This window comes from Micromonospora sp. NPDC048999, from assembly GCF_040649295.1.
Classification (GTDB): domain Bacteria; phylum Actinomycetota; class Actinomycetes; order Mycobacteriales; family Micromonosporaceae; genus Micromonospora.
Genome location: NZ_JBEZFI010000023.1, coordinates 40,162 through 63,977, shown reverse-complemented (window position 1 = coordinate 63,977; position 23,816 = coordinate 40,162). Strand labels below are relative to the sequence as shown.

18 protein-coding genes and 1 pseudogene are annotated in these 23,816 nt (G+C 71.8%); 8 read left to right on the top strand and 11 right to left on the bottom strand.

The genetic code is table 11. The features are described 5' to 3' along the window. From AB0C02_RS21910 to AB0C02_RS21900, 3 genes are all read right to left on the bottom strand, one after another. Positions 1–235 (bottom strand): glycosyltransferase family A protein (locus AB0C02_RS21910; RefSeq protein ID WP_357550539.1); only part of this gene is annotated, 235 nt, incomplete at its 3' end. Beyond that, entirely contained in the window at positions 235–1,470 is a 1,236-nt protein-coding gene (locus AB0C02_RS21905) for a glycosyltransferase 87 family protein (protein WP_357550538.1), read from the bottom strand. The genes AB0C02_RS21905 and AB0C02_RS21910, both read right to left, overlap by 1 nt. Then, positions 1,467–2,465, bottom strand: coding sequence for a glycosyltransferase family A protein (locus AB0C02_RS21900; RefSeq protein WP_357550537.1), 999 nt, complete (start codon positions 2,463–2,465; stop codon positions 1,467–1,469). The genes AB0C02_RS21905 and AB0C02_RS21900 overlap by 4 nt, the downstream gene beginning before the upstream one ends. Before the next feature lie 978 nt (positions 2,466–3,443). Between AB0C02_RS21900 and AB0C02_RS21895 the strand changes: the two genes are divergently transcribed. From AB0C02_RS21895 to AB0C02_RS21880, 4 genes are read left to right on the top strand one after another with little or no spacing between them, the layout of a single operon-like run. Beyond that, positions 3,444–4,232 carry a class I SAM-dependent methyltransferase gene (locus AB0C02_RS21895; protein ID WP_357550536.1) on the top strand — a complete coding sequence of 263 codons (789 nt, stop codon included), beginning with the start codon at positions 3,444–3,446 and terminating at the stop codon, positions 4,230–4,232. Positions 4,233–4,289: 57 nt separating this feature from the next. Continuing rightward, positions 4,290–5,291 (top strand): hypothetical protein, encoded by a 1,002-nt coding sequence (locus AB0C02_RS21890; RefSeq protein WP_357550535.1) that lies wholly within the window; start codon positions 4,290–4,292, stop codon positions 5,289–5,291. Then, positions 5,288–5,941, top strand: a complete 654-nt coding sequence (locus AB0C02_RS21885) for a hypothetical protein (protein WP_357550534.1) — start codon at positions 5,288–5,290, stop codon at positions 5,939–5,941. Before AB0C02_RS21890 ends, AB0C02_RS21885 begins: the two co-directional genes overlap by 4 nt. A 15-nt stretch (positions 5,942–5,956) precedes the next feature. Continuing rightward, a complete protein-coding gene (locus AB0C02_RS21880) occupies positions 5,957–6,859 on the top strand; it encodes an inositol monophosphatase family protein (RefSeq protein WP_357550533.1) in 903 nt (300 codons plus the stop codon). 18 nt (positions 6,860–6,877) lie between these two features. Here AB0C02_RS21880 and AB0C02_RS21875 read toward each other — a convergent pair whose 3' ends face one another. Continuing rightward, a complete protein-coding gene (locus AB0C02_RS21875) occupies positions 6,878–7,651 on the bottom strand; it encodes an NAD(P)H-binding protein (RefSeq protein WP_357550532.1) in 774 nt (257 codons plus the stop codon). Positions 7,652–7,827: 176 nt separating this feature from the next. On the opposite strand from AB0C02_RS21875, the gene sigJ reads away from it, so the two are divergent. Further along, complete coding sequence (gene sigJ, locus AB0C02_RS21870) at positions 7,828–8,715, top strand: RNA polymerase sigma factor SigJ (RefSeq protein WP_357550531.1); 888 nt, start codon at positions 7,828–7,830, stop codon at positions 8,713–8,715. 59 nt (positions 8,716–8,774) lie between these two features. On the opposite strand, the gene AB0C02_RS21865 is transcribed toward sigJ, so the two are convergent. Further along, a complete protein-coding gene (locus AB0C02_RS21865; RefSeq protein ID WP_357550530.1) occupies positions 8,775–10,001 on the bottom strand; it encodes an SLC13 family permease in 1,227 nt (408 codons plus the stop codon). Between the two features lie 104 nt (positions 10,002–10,105). On the opposite strand from AB0C02_RS21865, the gene AB0C02_RS21860 reads away from it, so the two are divergent. After that, positions 10,106–15,904, top strand: a complete 5,799-nt coding sequence (locus tag AB0C02_RS21860) for a TIR domain-containing protein (protein ID WP_357550529.1) — start codon at positions 10,106–10,108, stop codon at positions 15,902–15,904. Between the two features lie 68 nt (positions 15,905–15,972). Here the strand turns inward: AB0C02_RS21860 and AB0C02_RS21855 are convergent, their stop codons facing one another. After that, positions 15,973–17,214 carry a family 16 glycosylhydrolase gene (locus AB0C02_RS21855; protein WP_357550528.1) on the bottom strand — a complete coding sequence of 414 codons (1,242 nt, stop codon included), beginning with the start codon at positions 17,212–17,214 and terminating at the stop codon, positions 15,973–15,975. A gap of 560 nt (positions 17,215–17,774) precedes the next feature. Further along, positions 17,775–18,260, bottom strand: a complete 486-nt coding sequence (smpB, locus tag AB0C02_RS21850; RefSeq protein ID WP_357550527.1) for an SsrA-binding protein SmpB — start codon at positions 18,258–18,260, stop codon at positions 17,775–17,777. A 154-nt stretch (positions 18,261–18,414) separates the two neighbouring features. On the opposite strand from smpB, the gene AB0C02_RS21845 reads away from it, so the two are divergent. Next, on the top strand, positions 18,415–19,212 hold the full coding sequence (locus AB0C02_RS21845; protein ID WP_357550526.1) for a hypothetical protein: 798 nt from the start codon (positions 18,415–18,417) through the stop codon (positions 19,210–19,212). Here AB0C02_RS21845 and AB0C02_RS21840 read toward each other — a convergent pair. The 3 genes and pseudogenes from AB0C02_RS21840 to AB0C02_RS21830 form a co-directional block, all read right to left on the bottom strand. Beyond that, positions 19,137–20,444 carry an MFS transporter gene (locus AB0C02_RS21840; RefSeq protein WP_357550525.1) on the bottom strand — a complete coding sequence of 436 codons (1,308 nt, stop codon included), beginning with the start codon at positions 20,442–20,444 and terminating at the stop codon, positions 19,137–19,139. The genes AB0C02_RS21845 and AB0C02_RS21840 overlap by 76 nt on opposite strands. A gap of 37 nt (positions 20,445–20,481) precedes the next feature. After that, positions 20,482–20,676, bottom strand: coding sequence for a DUF397 domain-containing protein (locus tag AB0C02_RS21835; RefSeq protein WP_357550524.1), 195 nt, complete (start codon positions 20,674–20,676; stop codon positions 20,482–20,484). Continuing rightward, a pseudogene (locus AB0C02_RS21830) lies at positions 20,664–20,924 on the bottom strand (Scr1 family TA system antitoxin-like transcriptional regulator); the annotation flags it as partial. The gene AB0C02_RS21835 and the pseudogene AB0C02_RS21830, both read right to left, overlap by 13 nt. On the opposite strand from AB0C02_RS21830, the gene AB0C02_RS21825 reads away from it, so the two are divergent. Then, positions 20,893–21,129, top strand: coding sequence for a hypothetical protein (locus AB0C02_RS21825; RefSeq protein ID WP_357550579.1), 237 nt, complete (start codon positions 20,893–20,895; stop codon positions 21,127–21,129). The pseudogene AB0C02_RS21830 and the gene AB0C02_RS21825 sit on opposite strands and share 32 nt — an antisense overlap. A 522-nt stretch (positions 21,130–21,651) precedes the next feature. On the opposite strand, the gene AB0C02_RS21820 is transcribed toward AB0C02_RS21825, so the two are convergent. Then, a complete protein-coding gene (locus AB0C02_RS21820) occupies positions 21,652–23,787 on the bottom strand; it encodes a ThuA domain-containing protein (RefSeq protein ID WP_357550523.1) in 2,136 nt (711 codons plus the stop codon). Positions 23,788–23,816: the final 29 nt, after the last annotated feature.

Sequence of the window (23,816 nt, the reverse complement as noted above, 5' to 3'; positions counted from 1 at the left end):
TGGCGGCGGCGCCGGTGTTGCGGGCTGCGGCTGGTCCTTGGTTGGTGGGTGTGGTGATGAGGGTGCAGGGGAAGTCGCGGGCGATGGTGGGGGAGGTATCGGTGCTGTGGTCGTCGACGACGATGACTTCGGTGGGTTGGTGGGTTTGGGCGTAGATGGATTCGAGGCAGGCGCGCAGGGTCTTGGCCTTGTTGAAATTCGGCACGACCACCGCGACCGCGTCGGGCGCAGACATCAGAGCCTCCCAGCGGCGGTCGCGTGGCCCGGCCGCACCGGAGCGGTGCGACGCAGCCATACCGCCGCCAGGACCAGCAGCGCCGCGCCGGTGAGGGTGTAGAGCAGCTCGACAGGCATCAGCCAGTCCCGTTCCGGGACCGGGACCCAACCGACGACGTACGCGACCCACCACGGCAGCGGCAGGGCGAAGACGAGCCACAGTCCCCCGACGAGCAGCCGGGCGGGGCCCGGCCGGTGCCAGGTACGCGCCGCGACGAGCGCCAGCAGCGGTACGCACCAGACCCAGTGGGCGTACCAGGTGACCGGCGAGACGAGGAGGCCGGTCACCGCGCACACCAGGATCCCCGTCAGCTCCTCGCGCCGGCGGCTCGCCCACACCGCGACGGCCAGCCCGACCACGCCCACGGCCACGCTCACCGGCACCCACGCGGTCTGTCCGGGCCCAGACAGGAGGTTCAGCATGGTGCCCCGGACGGAACTGCCGAACGCCTCCTCGCCGGGCGGTCTGGTCCGCGAGCTGTCGAGGACGGCGCCGCCCCAGAAGGTGACGGAGGCGGCCGGCAGGAACACGAAGCCGATTCCCACGGTGCCGAGAAAGCTCACCAGGGCCGTAACACCGGCCCTGATCCGGCCGGTCAGCAGGAGGTAGCCGACGAAGATGAGTGGCGTCAGCTTGATCCCGGCCGCGATGCCGACCAGGACCCCCTGGGGCCACCCCTGGATGAGCAGCAGGTCGAGCAGGACCAGCGCCAGCAGGAGAGTGTTCACGTTGCCCAGCAGCAGGGTTCCCGCGATCGGGGAGAGCGGCAGCACGGCCAGGGTGCCGGCTGCCAGCAGGGTCGGCCGCCGCCGGTCCCCGGTGGGGGTGAGGTGGTCGACCAGGAGCCACACCACGATCGGCACGGCGAGCGCCGACAGCACAGTCCACGCCCAGAACCCGGCCGCCGGGCCGAGCCACGCCAGCGGGGTCAGGATCAGCGCGGCGAACGGTGGATAGACGAAACCGTACCCGCCCAGGCTGACCCCGTACGGCGAAGCGTCGGCGCGGACCGCCGCGACGGCCTCCCGGTAGACCGCCAGATCGCCACCGGGAGACCATGCGCTTCCGGTCCGCGCCGCGACCCAGTGCACAACCGTGATCGCCGCGACCGTCGTGCCGACGCTCAGCAGGAGCACGGCGCCGACGACCACATGTCGCGGGGGACGGGCCCGGTCGCGACGGAGAACGGTCATCGGGAGGCCCCCACTGACGGCGCGGCCCGCCAGACGGCGCGGTGCAGCAGCCGTTGCCCCGTCCCGAGCACCGCGCCGACCGCCGAGGTGAGCTGGTAGAGCAGATGAACCGCGGCGAACCGCAGGCCGAAGGGGATTCCCCGGTCGGCCAGCACTCGGCGGTAGATGCCGGCGTCCAGCGCGACGGCCCCGGCAGCGAATGCCAGCGGCACCGCGACGCCGGCGACCCCCGCGACCAGCGGTGCCGGCAGCGTGAGCGCGGCGGCGAGGACCAGGCCACTGGCCAGCACCCGGGAGGTGGCACCGCCGAGCACCTCCCCGGGCCGGACCTCGGCGGCGCTCGCGCGAGCCCGTAGGAACACCTTCGGCAGCAGCACCCGCAGCGTGGTGTCGTGGTCGTGCACGCCGGCGATCGCCGCGGTGCTTCGCACGTCGTAGCGCTGGCGGATCCGGTGTCCGTACTCCGGTGCCTCCGTGTGTCGTAGGTCGGGATTGAACGGTCCGATCTCGTGGAACACCTCGGCACGCATCGCGCACAGGGCCGTGTGCAACCCCGTCATGGGGCCCTCGTGGGCCAGCCACCAGTGGTACATCTGCAGGGCTCGGTATTCGGCGATGAGGTTGTGGGACAGCAGCGACTCTGGCCGCAGCACTCCGCAGACGGCACCCAGCGCGGCCGTGGACCGCAGTTCCGCGACCGCTGCGGCGACGCTGCCCGGCTCGAGTGCGACGTCCGCGTCGAGGAAGAACAGGATCTCGCCGCGCGCATGCTCGGCGCCGGCGTTCCGGGCCGCACCGGGGCCGCTGTTCGTCTTCAGTTGAAGGACGCTTGCGCCGGCCGATGCGGCCAGCGCGGCGGAGCCGTCGCTGCTGGCGTCGTCGACCACGATGATCTCGATGGCCGGGTACGTCTGCTGCCGTACCGACCGTACGCACAGTTCGACCGTGCGCGCCCGGTTGTAGCAAGGTATGACGACTGAGACCAGCGGGTTCACTGCGTCTCTCCTTCACGCGTCTGTCGGCCCACATGCCGGCCGTCCCGGGACAAGCTCTCCTTGCCCTCGTGAGCAATTGGTTTCGCGGTGCCGGCCGGAAGGTTTCGGCCGGGGGGATTCTGAAAGGCGTCGTCGCCTCGGGTGTTCGCGCTCGTAGATCGACTGATGGGGCAGTGGCCAGGACGTCGATCAAGAGATGAACGCCTATATATTGCGGTTGCTGGATGGGTCAGTCAAGGCCTTGACAGAATGCTGGATTGAATGGCGGATAATTGGTCGACATCTTGTATGGAATGCCCGAAATCTTGTTGTGTGGCGAAGATGTTCATCGATGAGCATGATAACGGTCAATATTCGCGCATTGCTGTCGACTGGCCTGTGCTGGACCCTCTACGTCGGAGTTGGGTGAGTCGGTCCTGCTTGATCGTCGGTCTGACGTCGCTGTGGAGTCCGGCGGGCGCCAATGGCGGAGTTGCCTCAGTGGTCGCTCGCGGTTTGGTCGTTCGCAACCTCTATCCGGTAGGGTGGGTTGCCGTCGCAGTTGAATCCCATTCTCTTCGCGCCGTCGATTCGTGAGTGACACAGCGTCACGGGTTGACCCGGAAATAGCGGAGAGTTCGACTGTCAATCACGAATCGCCGGTCGCCGCTCGCAGACATCGATTCACGACGCTGTCGTTCGTCCTTTGGTGGACTGGTGGTGGTGCCCCGGAGGCATATCGGTCTCAAGGAAGATGTCCCCTCGCCCGCGACACGCCGGTGTCGCTACCCATGTCAGCGGCGGCGATGGAGCCTCCAGCGCGCCCTCGAAGGCGGGCGGCACGAGCCCCGCACCGCGGAGCGGGAGTACGGTCTGGCTCAACGCGGCCTCCCGGCCGCTGCGTCGTCGTCGGCCCGGTCTTCCCCACCACCGAACGGGTGCGGTGCGACGCTGTAGGCGGGCGCCGCCGCCGGACCCGGCGACCGCAGTGGAGGTTGCATGGTCAAGCCGCCGATCGGAGCCTCCTCCCGCAGCGCCCAGGCGTACGGCCGGCGGGCCAACCGGCGCAGCTACCACGACGGTGCGCAGGTCAACGCATATGTCGATGACCCGTACCACCGGATCCGGCGGGCGGTCGCGGCCCGGCTGGTGGCCGACGGTGTCGTGGGCGGACGGCCGGTGCTGGAGCTGGGTTGCGGCCCGCGGAGCATGCTCGACCCGGCACAGCTGCCGGGTCCGTTGATGGTGGCGGACATGGCCGAGACCGCGCTGCGCGAGGCTCGCCGGACGGCCGGCGGCCGGGCGGTGCCGGTCTGCCTGGACGCCACCCGCAGCCTGCCGTTCCGCACCGGCAGCTTCGCCGGGCTGCTCACCGGTGAGCTGATCGAGCACGTGTACGACCCGGTGGCGCTGCTGCGGGAGTGTCACCGGGTGCTCGCCCCGGGCGGCCTGCTGGTGCTCACCACCCCGAACCTGGCCACCGTCCAGGACCGGCTGGCGTTCCTCTTCGGACGGGCCCCGCGCCAGGTGGATCCGCTGCACCCCTATCTCTGGCTGCACATCCGACCGTTCACCGCGTCGCTGTTGCGCCGGGTGCTGCGGCAGGCCGGGTTCGTGCCGCTGGCGATCCGCTCCAACCACGTCGGCTGGCGCCTGCCCGGCGGGCGTTGGGTGACCTCCCGGCTGCTCGCCCGGCTGGCCCCGGGGCTGGGCGGATCGTTGATCTGCGCCGCCCGCCGAAGCTTCGATCAGCCGTCACCGAGGGTCACCGACGCGACCGAACGGTGAGTGACGTCGACATCGACAAAAGGCTATCATGAGGGCTCGCCGCCGGCCGGGGGAGTCATGGCACGCTTGGTCACCTGGGTCGTCAAGAACCTCGACGCGTTCATCGGGCTGCTCCTGGCCCTGGTCGTCGCGGTCCTCGGGCTGAGCGACACGGTCAGCCAGGACGTGGTGAACAACGTCATCCTGCTCGTCCTCGGCCTGCTCGCCCAGGCACTGTTGCGCGACCGGCTGCGGCGCCAGACCGCCGAGCAGGAGCTGCGGCAGGTTATTCGGGACACCCGGGACCGGCTCACCGAGCTGGTGCCGCCGATGCGCGAGATCACCGGCCCGGACGGAGCGCTGAGCCGGGCCCGGGAGGCGATCGACAGCGTCACGATGGTCCGGGTGCTGCACGGCAGCGAGGTCGGGCAGGCCCTGGCCGAGGCCCGCCGGCACACCGACCGGTGGGCCTTCAAGGGCGGCACCGGCACCTACACCCGGGCGGTCACCCTGCCCGACTGCCTGGAGCACGCCCGCCGGCGCAACGCCACCCTGCAGTTCGCCATCGAGATCATCGACCCGACGGACGAGGCGGTCTGCGAGCGGTACGCGCAGTTCCGGCGCAGCCTGGCCCCGGACGCGCCGGGCGAGCGGTGGACCGTCGACCGCACCCGCAAGGAGTCCTACGCCACCGTGCTGGCCGCCTGCTGGCACCGGCAACGCTCCGGGTTGCTCACCATCGACGTGCGGCTCTCCGCGCAGATCACCACCTTCCGCTACGACCTCTCATCGAGCTGCGTCATCATCACGCAGGAGAACCCGCAGACCCCGGCACTGCGGATCGACCGCACGGAGCTCTACTACAACCGCTACAACATCGAGTTGCAGTTCAGCCGGGAGCAGAGCCGACGGGTGCCGACCGAGGCCGCCGGGCAGGTCAGGCTCGACGACGAGCCCTCCGTGGAGCAGGTCCGCCGGCTGTTCACCGCCCTCGGGCTGCCACTACCCCGGTCCTTCGGCGACCGCGAGGTCGCTGACATCGTGAGCCGGGCCATCCAGGCGAGGAACCCCTACGCATGATGAGCTACGCCGACCTCGAACGTGAGATCGACCGGGGCACCCGGCCGGAGCTGCTCCGTGGCTGGGTGCTGAACGTCCTCGACGACGTCGCCGAGGGGCGGCGGCCGCTGCTGGCCGTCCGCCACCCGCTCGGCTTCACCTGCCTGCCGGTCGAGCGGACCGGCCCCGACGGCATCTGCGTGCACGCCTGGCCGGCCGACCCGCCGACCGTGCGGCCGACCACGTCCGCCATGCACTCGCACAGCTGGGACCTGCTCAGCCACGTGCTGCACGGGCAGGTCCGCAACGAGCTGATCGAGGTAACCGACACCCCCGTGGACCCCGCCTGGCGGGTGTACGAGGTGCACAGCCGCGGCGACGTCGACGAGATGGCTGCCACCGACCGGCTGGTGACCGCGGCGACCGCCACGGTGGAGAGTCACTCCGCCGGTGCCTCGTACGCGCTGCGCGCCGGCGGCTTCCACACCTCAGAGGTGGGCCGGGGACAGCCGGCGGTGACCGTGGCGCTCGGCCGAACCACCCCGGGCGCCTCCGACCTCAGCCTCGGCGCGGTAAACGGGCGCAGCCACCGGATACGCCGCAACCGCTGCGACCCGGCGGAGACCGCGCGGGTGGCGCGGGAGATAGCGCAACTGGTGGCACGGGGCTGAGTGGCGGGAGGAACCATGGCCGTGGAGCCGAGCAGAGGCGGACCCGACCTGCGCGACGCGCACCGGTTCGCGGTGGAGGCGGCCCAGGCCGCCGGGCGGCTGCTGCGCCGGGGCACCCGGGGCGAGCTGCACGCCCGAGCCAAGAGCGCCTCCGGCGACCTGGTCACCGACCTGGACCTGGCCGCCGAGCGGCTGATCGTTGACCGGATCAGGGCCCGCTGGCCGGAACACGGGGTGATTGCCGAGGAGGGCGGCGAGTACGCCCCCGACACCTCCTGGGCGTGGCTGGTGGACCCACTCGACGGCACCAACAACGTGGCGATCGGGCTGCCCGCGTACGTGGTCGGTATCGCCCTCTGCGACCGGGGCTCTCCGGTGCTCGGCGTGGTGCATGACCCGGTCGCCGGGCGCACCTGGTCCGCCGTCCGGGGCCGGGGCGCCTTCGTACACGCCTCCGGCCCGTCCGGCCGGCCGCTGCGCGCGCCCCACCGGGCGGTGCCGGCCGCGCCGGTGCTGGCCTGGACCCAGGGGCACGAGGTACGCCGGGACGACAGCACCGCCCGCGCCCTCAAGGTGGTGCTCGACGGCACCGCCCGGCGGGTGCTGCAACTGTGGGCGCCGCTGCTGGCCTGGGTGATGCTGGCCCGCGGCGACATCGACGGTTTCGTCGGCTACCGCCCGGAGGCGGTCGATCTGCCGGCCGGGATGCTGCTGGCCGTCGAGGCGGGCATGGCGGTCCGCGCCCTCGATGGTGGCTGCTTCGACGACCGGTACGGCTGCCCGGCCGACCGGCGCAGCTTCGTCGCAGGGCCGCCGGAGACCATCGACCGGCTGGTCAAACTGGTGACCGCGGCACAATGGATCGAGCCGCAGGTCCGGCAGCTCACCCCGATCAGCCTGACGACCGTGGGCTGGTGAGCCCGGTACGTGGAGTCGTCAGGCTCGCCGGGTGGCGAACCGCTCGGCCAGGAAGGTCTCCCAGCTCCGCGCGCCGGTGTCGGCGCCGTCGAGGGTGAGGTTGTCACCGTTGCGGTACGCCCGGCCGGCCTTCCCGGGCAACCGGACCGGCAGCAACAGCCGGCGCTTGCCGACCGCCCGCAGGTAGCCGCGGATCAACTCGTCCATCCCGTACACGGTTGAGCCGGCCAGGTCAGGCACCAGACCGGCCGGCTCGCCGAGCGCCAGGTCGACCAGCCGGGCCGCCACGTCGTGGGCGTCGACCGGTTGGAACCGGAGCCCGCCCGGCACCGGGATCACCGGCAGCTTCGCCATCTTCTCCGTCACGGTCAGCACGAGGTCGTGGAACTGGGCGGCGCGTAGCGTCGTCCACGGCAGATCGGACTCGGCGATTGCCCGCTCCGCGTCCAGCTTGGTGCGCAGCCAGGCAAGCGGTACCCGGTCGGCGCCGATGACCGAGATGTAGACGAGGTGCCGGACGCCGCCGCGCCGCGCGGCCCGGACCAGGTTGCGGGTCGCCTGGTCGTCGCCTTTCTGTCCGCCGGCCAGGTGCAGGACGATGTCGGTCCCGCGCACTGCGGCGTCGACGCGGTCGCCGGTGAGCAGGTCGGCGGTGACGTGCTCGATGCCGGAAGCGGTCTGCCCGCCCCGGCGGCTGAGCACCCGCACCGGGTGCCCGGCCTCGCGTAGCAGCGGGGTGACAAGGCGGCCGAGGGTGCCCGTGCCGCCGGTGACCAGGATGGGTGCGCTCATGTCGTCCTCCGTGCTCGTCCGGGCCGCGAGTCGCGGTCCCTGCTGGGCTTACCGGTTCGACCCCGTGGAATCGGGGAACGTGACCGATGTGACCGGTGCCACAGAAAGCTGAGGTGCTGTCACACTGGCCGGCCGCGCCGGGTCGAGTGTGGAGACCGGGCGAGGAGGAACGGGACATGCACGAGGACAGTTGGCTGGCCGAGCGGTTCGAGCAGCACCGGCCGCAGTTGCGGGCGGTGGCCTACCGGATGCTCGGCTCGCTCACCGAGGCCGAGGACGCGGTGCAGGAGGCCTGGCTACGGCTCGCCCGGAGCGATACCGACGAGGTGGACAACCTCGCCGCCTGGCTGACCACGGTGGTCGGCCGCGTCTGCCTCAACACCCTGCGGGCCCGGCGCGTCCGCAGTGAGGAACCCCTCGAGGTGTGGATGCCCGATCCGGTGGTGAGCATCGCCGACGCGGAGGACCCGGCGCACGCCGCCGTCCTGGCCGACTCGGTCGGGCTCGCGTTGCTGGTGGTGCTGGACACCCTTACCCCGACCGAGCGGCTCGCGTTCGTGCTGCACGACATGTTCGCCGTGCCGTTCGACGAGATTGCCGACATGATCGACCGGTCGCCGACCGCCGCCCGGCAACTCGCCAGCCGGGCGCGCCGCCGCGTCCAGGGTCGCGCCCCGGCTCCCGATCCGGACCTGGCCCGTCAGCGCGAGGTGGTGGACGCGTTCCTCGCCGCCGCCCGGGACGGCGACTTCGACGGGCTCGTCGCTGTGCTCCATCCGGACGTTGTGCTCCGCTCCGACGGCGGCGTCGCCCGCGCCCGGCACACCACCGTGATCACCGGCGCGCAGGCGGTGGCGGCGCAGGCCACCACGTTCGGGCGGTTCTCCCCGTTCGCGCGGCCGGCCCTGGTCAACGGGGCCGCTGGGGTGCTCGTCGCCGCGGCTGGCCGCCCGCTGTCCGTCATGGCCTTCACCGTCACCGACGCCAGGATCGCCGCCATCGACGTGATCGCCGACCCGGAGCGGCTCCGCCGGCTCGGCCTCGCCGTGCTCGGCGACGACTGATCCCGGCGACGTCACGCCCGCCGGCCGCGTTCGCCTGCCGCAGCCGAGATATGGCCGGGTCAGGGGCCGATCAGCAGGGCGGCGACGGTGGCGGCGGTGCCGAGCACCGCGAGCGCGGCGCTGGTGGCCATGAACCGGCCCAGCGGGACGGCGACCCCGGCGGCCCGGCAGCGCTCGTACCAGATCAGGGTGGCCAGCGACGCCCACGGGGTGGCCAGTGGGCCGACGTTGGTGCCCACCAGCAGGGCCAGCAACTGGGTGTGGTGGTCGACGGCGATCACCGCCTCGCCGGCCACGTACGCGGGCAGGTTGTTGACCACGTTGGCGAAGAGCGCGCCGACCCCGCCGGCCCGCAACGCGCCCTCGACGCCCGCGTCGCCGCCGATCAGCGCGCCCATCACGGTGTCCAGGCCGTGCCGGCCGATGGTCTGCACGACCAGGAACAGCCCGGTGACGAAGACCAGCAGCCGCAAGGGGACCAGGCGCAGTGTCAGGCGGCGTCGGGCGCGGAGGGCGAAGCCGGCGACCAGGATCGCCGCGGCCACCCCGGAGGCGACCCCGATCTGGACCCCGGCGAGGATCCCGGCGACGAACAGCAGGCACGCGCCGAACGCGGTGCGGTACAGCACCGGGTCGGGCGGCACGTGCGGCGGCGGCGTGACGAACGGGTCGGCGCCGGCCCGCGCCGGCCGCCAGTACCACCGCCACAGCAGCAGCATGGTGATCACGATGGCGACCAGTTGCGGCCACCACATTCGGGCGGCCCACGGCACCGGTGCCAGGCCGATCCGGTCACTGGCCAGGATGTTCGTCAGGTTGGAGACCGGCAGCAGCAGGCTCGCCGTGTTGGCCAGCCAGACCGTGGTCATCGCCAGCGGCGTCGGCGGCACGCCGAGCTTGCGGGCCAGGGCGATCATCACCGGGGTGAGCAGGACGGCCGTGGTGTCCAGGTTGAGCGCGACGGTGGTGACCGAGGCGAAGCCGACGCAGAGCCAGAACAGCCTCCGGTAGCTGCCCCGCGCGGTGATCGCCACCCGGGCGGCGAGCGCGTCGAAGACCCCGGCCACCGCGGTCAGTTCGGCCAGCACCACCACCGTGCCGAGGAAGATCAGGATGGGCAGGATCCGGCGTACGGTGGCCTCGGCGTCCGCGCGGGGGAGCAGCCCGGTGAGAATACAGAGGACGCCGCCGGCGGCCAACCCGATCGCGATCCAGTCCAGGACGTGCAGCCGGCCCCAGCGGGATCGGTCCGGCGCGGCGGACGGCGGCTCGCCGACGGTCTCCACGACCCATGATCCTCGCACACCGCCGTACCGCCGCCCGGGCCCGACGCGACCCGGAGACGTCCCACTGTGGCCACGGATTGACGATCAGTGGCCATAATGGCCAGGTGGCTGTAGGCGCGCACCCGACCCGGTCCGACCGCCCCATCGACTTCTTCATCAGCTACTCGCCGGCCGACGAACGCTGGGCGACCTGGCTGGCGTGGGAGTTCGAGGCTGCGGGCTACCGCACCCTGCTCCAGGCGTGGGACTTCGTCGCCGGCACCAACTTCATCGACTTCATGGATCGAGGGGTCCGGGAGGCGGCCGTCGTGGTCGCCGTCCTGTCCGAACGCTACCTGCACTCCACGTACGGCAAGCTGGAGTGGCAGGCCGCACTGCGCGCCGACCCCGACGGCACCGGCAACAAGCTGGTCACCGTCCGGGTGGAGGACTGCCCGATCGACGGCCTGCTCGCCACCATCACGTACGTCGACCTGGTCGGCATCACGGATCCGGGCCAGGCACGGGCCCGGGTGCTGGACCGGATCCGCGAGGCGCTCGACGGGCGGGCCAAACCCGTCCGGCAACCGGCCTTCCCGCACCACCCTGCCGCCCCGGCCGGGGTGCTCGCCGCGCCCGTCGCCGGCCCGCCCGCGCCGCGCCGCGCCCGGCGTACGCCGATCAACCCGCCGCCGTTCCCGCCCGCCTCCGCGGCCGTGCCGGCGGCGCGGGGCACGCTGACCGTGCTTCAGGTGGCCGGGCCGCGCTTCGGTCGCGGGGTGATCGAGCCGGGCGCCCCGGTCACCCCCGGCGAGCTGCAGGAACACCTGATGGGTGACCTCACCCTGCTGATGAACGACGGGGTGCCGCGGCCGGACCTGCTGGTGGTGGCCGGCAACCTGACCGAGTCGGGCAGCCCGCGCGAGTTCTCCGACGCGCTCACCTTCCTCACCGGGCTGCGGGTGCTGCTCGGGTTGGAGCCGCACCGCCTGGTCGTGGTGCCCGGCCCGCGTGACGTCACCATGGCCGCCAGCCGCGCGTACTTCGCCACCTGCGAGGCCGACGACGTCGACCCGCAGCCGCCGTACTGGCCGAAGTGGCGGCACTACGCCCGGCTCTTCGACGAGCTCTATCAGGGACTCGACGACCGGATCTTCGACAGTGAGCAGCCGTGGACGCTGTTCCCGGTGCCGGATCTGCGGGTGGTGGTGGCCGGGCTCAACTCGACCATCGCGGTCACCCACCGGGAGGAGGACCGGTACGGCTTCCTGGGCGAGGCCCAGTCCGCCTGGTTCGCCCAGCGGCTGAGCCACTACCAGCAGTCCGGCTGGCTGCGGCTGGGCGCGATGGCGCACGCCCCGGGCGGGCGCAGCCCGTACGCCGACGAGGTGGCCGTCCCCGACGGGGTGACGCTGCGCGACCGGCCCTCGTTCCACCGTCTGGTCGGTCCGATGCTCAACCTGCTCCTGTCCGACGCCGCGTCCGGCGCGCGGGTCGACCCGGTGGTGCCGGTGGCCTCCGCCTCCCGGGACGGCCGGGCGCAGGTGCTGCGGCTGGCCGCCGACGGGATGACCCGCTGGGTGCTCGGCCGCGACGACCGGCACGACGTGGGCGAACCGACGGCGGTCGCCTGGCCGCGGACGGCGGCGACGTTCGGGGCGGCCGGCCCGGCCCAGGTGCCCGACCCGCGAACGCCCACACCGGCCGAGGGGCCCACCCAGGGCCCGCCCGCCGACGGCACGGCCGCCGCGCCGGCCGCGGTTCCGCCGGCCCCGCTGGACCGCCTCCTCGACCGGCTGGCCGAGGTCTGCGAGGCGCGGCACGACCGGGTGCTGATCCGCCGGGAGTCGGCCGAGCCGCCGCACCTGTTCGTCACCTACCGGTCCGACGGGGTGATCCGGCAGCAGCGGGTCGGCGCGTACGTGGGCACGCCGACCGCGGCTGACGTCGACCACTTCGCCCGGCGGGTGCACGCCACCGACCCGGACATTCCCTCCGAGCTGGTGTACGACGGCGACCGGGTGCCGCGCGGGCTGGCCGAGGAGGCGCAGCGGCGCGGCATCCGGGTGCTGCACCTGACCGAGTTCCAGGGTCTGCTCGACCTGCGCGAGTACGTCGCCGCGCAGACTGCCCGGCTGCAGGCCGACCGGCTCTACCCGCCTGGTCAGTACGTGCCGCAGCGTTACCGGCACCTGGTCGGTGCCGACCAGCGGGTCCGCGAGGACGTGGTGGACGAGCTGCTGGAGCTGATCTCCGCGCCGGACGGCCGGTTCGTGCTGGTGCTCGGCGACTTCGGCCGGGGCAAGACGTTCGCGTTGCGCGAGGTGGCCCGCCGACTGCCCACCGCCGCCCCGGACCTGATCCCGATCCTGGTGGAGCTGCGCGCGCTGGACAAGGCGCATTCGGTGGACGGCCTCGTGGCCGCGCACCTGGCCAACCACGGCGAGCAGGTGATCGACCTCAAGGCGTTCCGCTACATGCTCCGCCAGGGGCGGATCGTGCTGCTCTTCGACGGCTTCGACGAGCTGGTGGCCCGGGTGACGTACGACCGGGCGGCCGACCACCTGGAGACGCTGCTCCAGGCGGCCGAGGGGAACGCCAAGATCGTGGTGAGCAGCCGCACCCAGCACTTCAAGACCAACTCTCAGGTGTTGACCGCCCTGGGCGAGCGGGTCGGGCTGCTGCCGCACCGCCGGGTGCTGGCCATCGAGGACTTCACTCCCGGGCAGATCGAGACCTTCCTGCGCCACCGCTACGACGGCGACGAGCGGGCCGCCCGCCAGCGGATGGACCTCCTCGCCGGGGTGAAGGACCTGCTCGGCCTGTCCCGCAACCCGCGGATGCTCGGCTTCATCGCCAACCTCGACGAGGGGCGGCTGACGGCCGTGGCGGGCGCCGGCGGCACGTTCAGCGCGGCGGCGCTCTACCGGGAGATCCTGGAATCCTGGCTGGACTTCGAGGAGCGGCGCACCCAGGGGGTGCCGGGCGCGCCGGTCGGCCTGCGCCGCCCCGAGCTGTGGCACGCGGTGAGCCGGCTGGCGTTCCAGCTCTGGGAGAGCGGGGAGTCCTACCTTCGCCCGGCCGAGGTGGCCGAGACCGCCGGCCGGCTCGCCGGGCTGGCCGACTCCCGGCTGTCCGGGCCGCAGGCGGCGCACGCGGTGGGCGCCGGCAGCCTGCTGATCCGTACCGACGACGGCCTGTTCGGGTTCATCCACACCTCGGTGATGGAGTGGCTGGTCGCCGAGGGGATCGCCGCCCAGATCAACCGGGGCGAGGAGCCTACGGCCCTGGCGGTGCGCCCGCTGTCGGCGCTCACCGTGGAGTTCCTCGGCGACCTCGCCGACCCCGCCCGGTGCACGGCGTGGACCTCCCGGGTGCTCGGCGACGAGACGGCGGGGGAGACGGTCCGGGCCAACGCGTTGCGGCTCAGCGCCCGGCTGCGGCTGCCCGACCGGGCCGACCTGCGCGGCGCGGTGCTGCGCGGCGAGGACCTGTCCCACCGGGAGCTGACCGGGGCGGATCTGACCGCCGCCGACCTGACCGACACCCGCCTCGTTGCCACCAACCTGGCCGAGGCGCGGCTGGAACACGCCCGGCTGCGCGGCGCCCGGCTCGACCAGGCCCGACTCGCCGGCGCCGACCTGCGCGGGGCGGAGCTGGCCGGGGCCCGACTGTTCCGCGCCGACCTGCGCGGCGCCCGGATCACCGGCAGCAGCTGGCACCGGGCCGCGCTGATCGACGTGACCGCCGACCCGGCGCTGCTGCGCGCGCCGGAGCTGCGCGGCGCGGTGGTCGCCCCGGGCCGTCCGGTGATGCCGGGCCTGGCCCCGCCCGCCGTCGGCGTCTCGTACGGCTTCGAGGTGGGCCGGCTGCCGGTGCCGGTCGCCTACAGCCCGGACGGGGCGGTGCTGGCCGTCGGCACCGACGACGGTGGCGTGCTGATCTGCGACACCGCCAGCGGCCTGCCGGTGCGTACCCTGCAGGGCCATCGGGGGCGGGTGTACGCGGTCCGCTTCGACGCCGCCTCGCACCAGCTCGTCACCGGCGCGGCCGACCTCACCGTACGGCTGTGGGACGCCGACCACGGCGACGTGCGGCACGTCATCGAGGACGTCTTCGCCGGCTGGGTGTGGCCGCTGCTCACCGACGGGGCGCGGGGCCGGCTGGTGGTGGGCGACGCCGCGGGGGTGGTTCGCCTCTACGACACCCGCACGGCCCGGCTGCGCCAGGAGTGGCCCGGGCACGCCGCACCCATCTGGGGCACCTCGTTCAGCCCGGACGGCCGGCGGGTCGTGGTGGTGGACAGCGCTGGCGTGATCCGCGGCTGGGACATCGCCTCCGGCGACCTCGCCTTCGAGGCTCGGGAGCCGGAGGCGGTCTACCGGGTGGTGCACACCCCGGACGGCCGGGCGCTGGCCGCGGTCGGCCAGCACGGGCGGGTGTGGATCCGCCGGGCCACCGATGGTGAGATGCTGCGGCAGCCGCGCGGCCACGAGGCCGACGTCTACGCCCTCGACGTGCACCCCGACGGCACGTTGATGGCCACCGGTGACACCCACGGCGCGGTGCGGCTGTGGGAGGTGGAGACCGGGCGGCCGGTGCGGGTGCTGGGACGGCAGCGCGGCGCGATCTACAGTGCCCGGTTCAACGGTGACGGCACCCTGGTCGCCACGGCCGCCAGCGACGGAGTCATCCAGCTCTTCGACACCGCCGACGGCCAGCCCCGGCACGAGCTGACCCGGCACCGCGGCTCGGTCTGGCCGGTGGTCTGGCGGCCGGACCAGGCGCAGGTCGCCAGCAGCAGCAACGACGGCACCACCCGGATGTGGGACGTCCGCACCGGTCAGCTCCAGCACACTCTGCGCGGGCACGGCCGGCGGGTCAGCGCGCTCTCCTTCCGGGACGACGGCGAGGTGCTGGCCGCCTGCGGCAACGACGGCGTGGTACGGCTCTGGGAGCCGCGCACCGGCCGGCTGGTGCGGGAGCTCGCCAGCCCGGCGGACCGGCTGCTCTCCGCGGTGTTCTGCCCCGGCGAGTCGCTGGTCGCCTCGCCCAGCGGTGACGGCGGGGTACACCTGTGGAATACCGACACCGGCGCCGACGAGCGCGAACTCAACGTGGACACCGATCACGTCTGGGCGGCCGCGTTCAGCCCCGACGGCGACGCGTTGGCCACCGCCAACGACGACGACACCGTTCGGCTCTGGTACCGGCGTACCGGCCGGCACTTCGCCACGCTCGCCCCGCACCAGGGCCGGGTGCGGGCGGTCGCGTTCAGCCCAGACGGCGAGACCATCGCCACCGGCTGCGACGACCGGCTCGTCCGGCTCTGGGACGCGGCCACCGCGACCTGCCGGCTCATCCTCGAACACCACACCGACCGGGTCTACGGGGTGTCCTTCAACAACGAGGGGACGATGCTGGCCACCGCCAGCAACGACGGCACCGCCGTGGTGTGGGACGTGCCCACCGGTGAGCGGCGCACCGTGCTCACCGAGCACACCGGACGGCTCTGGTCCTGCGCGTTCAGCCCGAACGGCGCCCTGGTCGCCACCGCCGGGGACGACCTGGTCATCCGGCTGTGGGATCCGGGCACCGGCCGGCTGCACGGCAGCCTCGCCGCGCACACCCGGCGGGTCTGGTCGGTGGCGTTCAGCCCGGACAGCAGCCTGCTCGCCAGCGCCGGCGACGACGGCACCGTGCGGCTGTGGGATGTGGCGGATCCGGAGCACGCGCAGTTGCGGGCCACCCTGATCGGCCTGCCCGATGGCTGGGCGGCGGTAAGCCCGGACGGGCGATACAAGCTGGACGGCGACCCGGGCGGGCAGTTCTGGCACGTCATCGGCACCTGCCGGTTCGAGGTGGGGGAGCTGGACCCGTACCTCACGCAGGTGCGGCGGCTGTCGGTGGACGCGCCGTTCTGAGCGGAGCCGGCCGGGTCGGACCCGGCCGGCTCCTGGCGCTCACCGGGCCGTGCCCGGTCCTGCTCCGCTCAGCGTCGCCACTTCTGGTTCGCCCCGCCGGTGCAGTCCCAGATCTGCAACGGGGTGCCGTCGGCGGAGCTGACCCCGGTGGCGTCCAGGCACTTGTTCGACTGTGGGTTGACGATGTCCCCGGCGGAGCTGAACGTCCACCGCTGCGCTCCGGTGCCGTTGCAGTCGTACAGCTGCACCTTTGCGCCGTTGGCGGTCGACCCGCCGGTGACGTCCATGCACTTGCCGAGGGCGCGTACCGAGCCGTCGGAGTTCCAGGTCCAGCGCTGGGCGGCCGTGCCGTTGCAGGTCCAGAGCTGGATCGCGGTGCCGTTGGCGGTGTTGGAGCTGGCCACGTCCACGCACTTGTTGCCGTACCCGACGATCTGGCCGGCGGTGCCACCACCATCGCTGCCGTTGTCCCAGGCCTGAACGCGGACGTAGTCGATGGTCATCGTCTGCGGGTAGACACTGCTGCCGTCCGGCGAGCCGGGCCAGTTGCCGCCGACCGCCACGTTCATGATCATAAAGAATGGGTGGTTGAAGACCCAGCGGTTGTTGCCCGCGTCCGCCGGCGTCTTGCGCAGGTAGGCCACGCCGTCGAGGTACCAGGTGATGGAGTCGGGTGCCCAGTCGACCGCGTAGGTGTGGAAGGCGTCGGCGAGGGCCTGGCCGCCGGGCAGCGACGTCTGGCCGGTCAGCGGGTTGCCGCCGGAGTAGCCCGGCCCGTGCAGGCTGCCGTGCACGGTGGACGGCTCGCGGCCGATGTTCTCCATGATGTCGATCTCGCCGCTGTTGGGCCACGGGTTGGTGGCGATGTCGTTGCCCAGCATCCAGAACGCGGGCCAGATCCCCTGCCCCCTCGGGATCTTGATCCGCGCCTCGAACCGGCCGTACGCCTGGCTGAACGTCCCGTTGGTCAGCAGCCGGGCCGAGGTGTACTGACAGCTGCCGTACCAGCAGGAGTAGCCGGACGGGTTCTCCTTGCGGGCGGTGATCACCAGGTTGCCGTTGCCGTCGAGGGCGGCGTTGCGGGTGCTCGACGTGTAGTACTCCAGCTCGTTGTTGCCCCAGCCGCTGCCGCCGATGTCGTAGCGCCACTTGCTGGCGTCCGGCGCCGCGCCGGCCGGACCGTTGAAGTCGTCGGACCAGGTGATCGCGCCGGGTCCCGCTGCGGCCGGTGCGCTCGTGGTCGCGATCAGGCCGACCGTGAGACCCACGCTCGCGAGGGCCACGGCGGCGATGGTGCGGATGCTGCGCACAGTTGCCTCCCCTTGGTCGGTCGGTCCGTTCCCGACGGGTCCGGGCCAGACCGAACAGTTAACAAACCATACTAATAGACATACTTAAAGATATGGATTAAGTCTGTCAAGGGAGGGCTCTCCACCTCGCCGTTTCTGAGCCGCTGGTTCGACGCCGCGGGTGCCGCCGCTTCGGCGCCCCGCCCCGGCGGGCCTGACCGAGCGCACCGCTGGTCACCGTCGGTAATGACAGCCGGCATCGGAAGGGACCACCCCTCGTCGCCTTTGCTCTGCAGCCATGGACGCAACGGTCACGCACAGCTTCCGATGCGTATCTGGCTGCAGAGCAAAGGCAGAAGCAAGGGTGGGACGGGAGAGGAGCCGATTCTCCGAAATCCCTGGTCAGAGAGTTGGGCTGGCAGCAGCCGCCTTCACGGCGTCGATCAGTGACATTACGTGGCGTGACCGAAGCCATTCGACTCTGCCCGGCACTCACCGTAACCGTGAGGAGGTGGTCCAGTGCCGTCCCGCCGGACGTCAGGCCCAGGGGTAGCAGGCGGAGTGCCGGGAGCCGGGCCTGCTCAGCGGGCCGAGCGGGCGCCCTTGAGGCGGCGGCCCAACTCGCGGGCGATCTCCCGGTTGGCGTCCCGCTCGGCGAGGGCCTGCCGCTTGTCGTACGACTTCTTGCCCCGGGCCAGCGCCAACTCGACCTTGGCCCAACCGTCGGAGAAGTACATCGACAGCGGCACCAGGGTCACCCCGCCCTCACGCAGCTTCTCCAGGATCCGGGCGATCTCGATCCGGTGCAGCAGCAGCTTGCGGGTGCGCCGCGGCTGATGATTGGTCCAGGTGCCGTAGCCGTACTCGGCGATGTGTAGGCCGTACAGCATGATCTCGCCGTCACGCTCCTGGGCGAACGCGTCGACCAGCGACGCCCGCCCCTCACGCAGCGACTTGACCTCGGTGCCGGCCAGCACGATGCCGGCCTCGTACGTCTTGAGGATGGTGTAGTCGTGCCGCGCCTTCTTGTTCGAGGCGATGAGCTTGCGCCCGTTCTCCCTGGCCACGCCCACCTCCCGCTCGCCGACCCGGAGCAGGATACCCGCCGGCGCCGGCCGGGGTCGGCACCGGCGGGGTGGTCAGCGGGCCGGCACCGGATACGCCGAAATTGTGGCAGCCGGTGTCTTCTGGGCGTCCCGCCCCGCGCCTACGGTCAACCGTATGGAGCGCCTCACCGAGATTGCCTTCCGCCTGCCGAGGACGCCGGAATCGGCCGCCTTCCTCGGCCAGCTGCGCACCCTGCTCGCCGGCGTGGCGTACGCCGAGTCCGTCAGGGCGCCGGGCGGGGCGGTGGAACGTCTGACCCTCACCCCGCCCCGGCCGTCCGGCGCCCGTCCGCTGACGATCTTCGAGCTGGCCGACACGCCCACGCCGGCGGTCGCCTTCGACACCGGCCCGTACCTCGGTGTCGAGGGCGACGTGCTGCCCGACGTGCTGCCCACGGTGGACCTGGCGGAGCTGACCCGTAGGCTCGCCGGGCACGTCCGGCGGGTCGACCACACCGGCGTGAACCTGCCCGGCCGGACAACCTCTCCCGAACAATGGCGCGACCTCTTGCTGGCTCTCGCCTCGACCTCCACCCTGTACCGCTATCCCACCGGCGAGGAGTGGCCATTCATCCTTCCGTCGACCCCTGACGAGCTGCGCGGCAACATCCGTGACTTCGTGGTGGGCCGCGAGCCGCGGTTCGAGCTGGTCTACGAGGAGTGGCGGACGCGCACCGAGTGGCAGTTCGCGCTCTGGACCGACCTGACTCGGGCGGAGTTGGAGCTGCTCTTTCCCGAGCCCGAGGGGATCACCTTCCCCGGCCTCGACGAGATCTTCCGCGTGGTCCCGGTCAATCACCCCTGGTGGCCGGAGGTGAGCATCCGATTCGACCTGTGTTACCGCATCGAAGGTGGCCCGACGGACTGGGAGACTGGGGAGTGGTTGGTCACTGCGGGCGGCCGCATCCGCTGACGCCGCACCATCCGCCGGGCGTACGGCAATGCGCCGTACGGGAGGAACGCCCCGCTGAGCAGACAAAGCGCCGCCGCGACGACGAGAGAGAGCCGTATCGAGGTCGTGGCGGCGACGATCCCGCCGATGGTGATGAAGGCGGGCTGGACGGACTTGGAACTCACCGACCACGCGGCGCTGACGCGCGCCATGAGATGGTCGGGTGTCGCCTCCATGCGATACGTCGCGAATACCGGATTGAACAGGCCTGCGGAGGTCAAGAGCAGGAAATTTGAGGCCGTGATGACCGCGATCCCTACCGTGCCGGATCCGGCGAACGGCAGGGCGGCAAGCCAGGGGATGCGGGACAGCCCAAGCACGAGCAACGCACGGCGCTGCCCGATCCTTGCTACCACCTTTGGTGAGAGCATGGCACCGAGCAGGCCGCCGAGGCACGGTACGCCAAGCACGAAGCCGTATTCGAGCGGTGTTGCATGCATCTGTTGCAGTACCAGGACGGCCAGAAGCGGGCTGCTCCACATGATGGCGCCGCCGAAGAGCATCGCGTTGATGTACAACATACGAAGCGTAGGCTCGCGGAAGATCCACGACCATCCGCTAAGCAGCCTTCCGCGTTCGCGGCCAACTGCCTTCGTCGCGGCGGGTGCTGCTGCCGGGATTCGGCGCAGCAGCAGGGCGGAGGCGAGATAGCTCAGCGAGTCTATGACCACTGTCGCGAACGGTGTCGTCGCCGCGATGAGGGCACCGCCAGCAGGCGGGCCGGCGGACTGTGTGATCCAGTTGGCCGAATCGATCCTGGCGTTGGCGGAGGTCCGCTGGTCGGCTGGCACCACCGCCTTGACATATGCGAAACCCGCCGCGTTGTACGCGATGGCGCCGGTGGTCTGGACGATCGCTACGCCGCACAGCTGCGCGAAGGTCAGGGCGTCGGCGACGATCGCGACCGGAATCGTTGCCAGCGCGGCGAACCGGACGGCGTTGCTGACGACCATCACCCAGCGCTTCTCGCTCGCATCGATGAGCGACCCCAGCGGAACGGAAATGACGGCGCTGGAGACCGCGCCGATCGCCGCCAGCGCAGATACCTCAAAGGCACCCGCGTGCAGGACGAGGATCGCGATGAGCGGGAGCGCGCCCGCGCCGACGCCGCTGCCGACCGCGCTGACCGCGTATGCCTGCCAGAAACGGCGGAACGCGACCGGACGGATGGGCGACATCGTTGGTTCGCTCATGCGAGCTGCACCCCGCGGGTTGCGGACCCTGCGGTTGTCAGGATGGCTTGACGACCTGGGCGACGGACGCCCGCCACGTCGACGGCCCAAAGGTGAGGATCGGGCCGGTTGGGTCCTTGGAGTCGCGTACGCCGATGACGCCGGGCAGGTTGTCGGCGACCTCGACGCATGCTCCGCCGTTGGAACTGCTGCGGGTGCTCTTGCGCCATCGCGCGCCGTTCAGCTTATCCATGATCGCGCTTTCAAGAAGTCGACGGTCTGGTCTCGTGGCAGAGAGACGGACCTCACGGTATCCCAGACAGCCCAGAGAGAGGCAACATCATTCGTGATGCGGCCGGCAGCCTGGTCGTCGAGGTAGCCAACCTCCTCCCCGTTGGGCGTACTGGCGATGATGAACGGTCCGGCCTGGCCGGGGTGGAGCCCGGCAGGCAGGGGAAGGACGTGAACCATGACGTTCGGCCGCTGGGCAAGGTCGACCACTCGGGCGGAGTTGGAGCTGCTCTTTCCCGAGCCAGAGGGGATCACCTTCCCCGGCCTCGACGAGATCTTCCGCTTGGTCCCGGTCAATCACCCCTGGTGCCCGGAGATGAGCATCCGATTCGACCTGTGCTACCGCATCGAAGGTGGCCCGACGGACTGGGAGACCGGGGAGTGGTTGGTCACTGCGGGCGGCCGCATCCGCTGACGCGAGTGTCGAGAACGAGGTCCGTGGCGGGGGTTAGGTTGCGTACGGGAGGAATGCCCCACTGAGCATCGGCGGCTCCGGCCCCGCCAACACGCGGGGCGCTGCCAGTGGTGCGCCCGCCCCGTACGTCTCCGAGAACGCCGCCGGCACGGCCACCGTCGATCACCTGATCACCGCAAGAACCACTACCCGTCCGGGCCGAGGAACGACCGTGAGGTGACAGCCGTCCGGGCTACGCGCGACGCGGGCCGGCGCCGACGCCGCGGGCAGCGGCGTCGGCCAGGCCGGCATTCACCCCGCGTGAGCGCCGACGTGGCCCAGGTTCATCGGGCCGCTTCCCGCTCCGGGTCCGCCGCCGCACGTGCCTCGGCCAGATGACCCGCTTGGGTCACACGGTGTACGCCTGGTGCGGCCCATCGCCGGGCGCCACCCGCCCGGGACTGGCTGCCCTCCCCCGTACGCGGGAGACGGAGACCACCGGTTGCCACCGGCCCGCGGTGGGCCGGCGGCAACCGGTTGCGGTCAGGAGTGTTTCAACGTCTGCATCCAGTCGCGTAGCTGGCGGGCCTGGCGGTCGAGTTCGGTACGCGCCGCCTTGCTGCCGGTGGCGGGCTTATTGGCGATCGCGCTGATCCGGTTGAGCGACGTGGTGGCGGTGTTGTAGTCCCCTCCGAGGTAGGCGGCCTGGGCGTCGTCGAGCAGCGCGGAGGCGGCCTCGGCCGACGCGGGCTCCAGGGTGCCGTCGGCGGCGCCGGTGGTGATCAGCGTCCGGGTCTGTCGGTAGGTCGAGCAGTTCGCCTCGGTCTGGTCGGCGGTCCAGTGGATGCCGGCCAGCAGGATCCGGGTGAACGGGTCACGGTAGTACTGCGCGCGGTCGTGGCCGAGGATGAGGGAGAACTCGCGTCCGCCGTCGTACTCCTGGCACCAGGCGATCGGGTGGTCGCCGTTCATCAGCCGCAGCGGGTTGGTGGCGGCGTTTCCACTGTTGAGGCTGCGCTGGTACGACGACTCGTCGAGGCTGAGCAGCGTGTGCACCTCGGCGCGCGGGTTGTGGTCGAAGTTGTACAGCTCGTCGATGGTGAGCCACGTCTTCGGCAGGTGCGCCACGGCCGGGTTGGACGGGTCCTCGGTGTTGACCCGTACGTTGATGCAGCTGCCGCAGGTGCCTTCGCCGTTCTGGCCGCCGGGGTGGTTGGTGAACCACGCTCCTACCAAATCGCGGTACCACGGCACGTTGTGGATCGCGTCGGAGGCCCCGTGCAGCCCGAGGTAGCCGCCGCCGGCCTGGATGTATTCCTTGAAGGCGGCCAGCTCACCGGCGTTGAGGGCGTCCTTGTCCGGCGCGCTGTTGGGGTTGGTTCCGTCCACCGGCGAGGAGAAGATGATGGTCTTGTACTTTGCCAGGTCGGCGGCGGAGGTGAACGGCGTGCTCCGCAGCGAGTTGGGGGCCAGGCTCGGATCCCAGATGTCGACGTCGAAGCCGTACTGCTTGCCTAGTTGCTGCACGAGCAGGGCGGTGTCGGCGATGTGGTCGTGGCGGAAGCCCTTGGTGGCCGAGAAGTACAGCACCCGGTAGCTGGCGTCGGGGAAGTTGGTGGATGCCGCGAGCGGTGTCGCGGCGGGGATCGGGTTGGGTCCGGTGGCCGGCGTGACGGTCATGCCGGTCGGCGGGTCTGCCGGCAGCGTGCCGGTGACCTGCTGCTTCAGGTATCGGGCGTCGCTGACCAGGGTGTCGCGGGTCGGCCCGGATTTGGTGGCGCTTTGCGTGGCCGCGACGAACTTGTTGAGCAGGGTGGCCGCCGCGTTGGTGCCGCCGGTCTCGGCGAGGCTGGCGGCCTGGGCGAGGGTGGCGCGCAGGCTGTCGCCGTCGGCGGCGTCGAGGGCGCCGCTGGTGACGTAGCCGGCGATGAGGTTGTCGAGGTCGGTGAAGGACGTGGTGACGACGAACGCCTGGTCGAACCGGGCGGCGTTGCCGGCCGCGTCGCTGGCCACCACGCTGATGGTGTGCCCGCCGGTGGCCAGGGTGGAGGTGGTGACGGGCAGCGGGGTGACCTCGGTGCCGTCGAGCCACATGCGGTGGATGAAGACGCCCCCGGAGCCGGGCGCGGGATCGGTCCGGGTCGGGATCAGTGTGGCGGTGTGGCCGACGTGCCCGTCGACGATGCCTGGCCAGCTGACCACCGGGGCGACGGTGTCGATCCGGACGGTGATGGTGCGGACGGACTCCGCGGAGCCGTCGCCGCCGATGGCCCGGTAGCCGATGGCGGTGGTGCCCTCCTGGGTGATCTGCACCGAGCCGGTCAGGCTGGCGGGGTACGGGGCGGCCGCGGACGCCGCGGTCTGGAACGGCGCCGTATTGCCGAGCCGGTACTCCAGGCGTTGAACACCGTTGACCTCGTCGGTCGCGGACAGGTTCAGGGTGACCGGGCCTCGGTAGAAGCTGTTGGTCCCGGTCGGGGCGGTCGGGGTGAGAATGGCCGGTGCGCTGGTGGGCGCGGCCCAGGCCGGGGTGCCAACGGCGAGCGAGCCGACGGACAGGGACGCGGCGGGTAGGACGGCGGCGAGCAGGAAGCGCAGCAGTCGTCGGCGGGCGTCTGCGCCCGCTCGGCGGGACGGGTGTGCTCTGCGGGTTCTTGCTGGCGGGTGGTGGCTGGACATGCGGTTCCTTTCCAGTTCCGGCCCGGGGA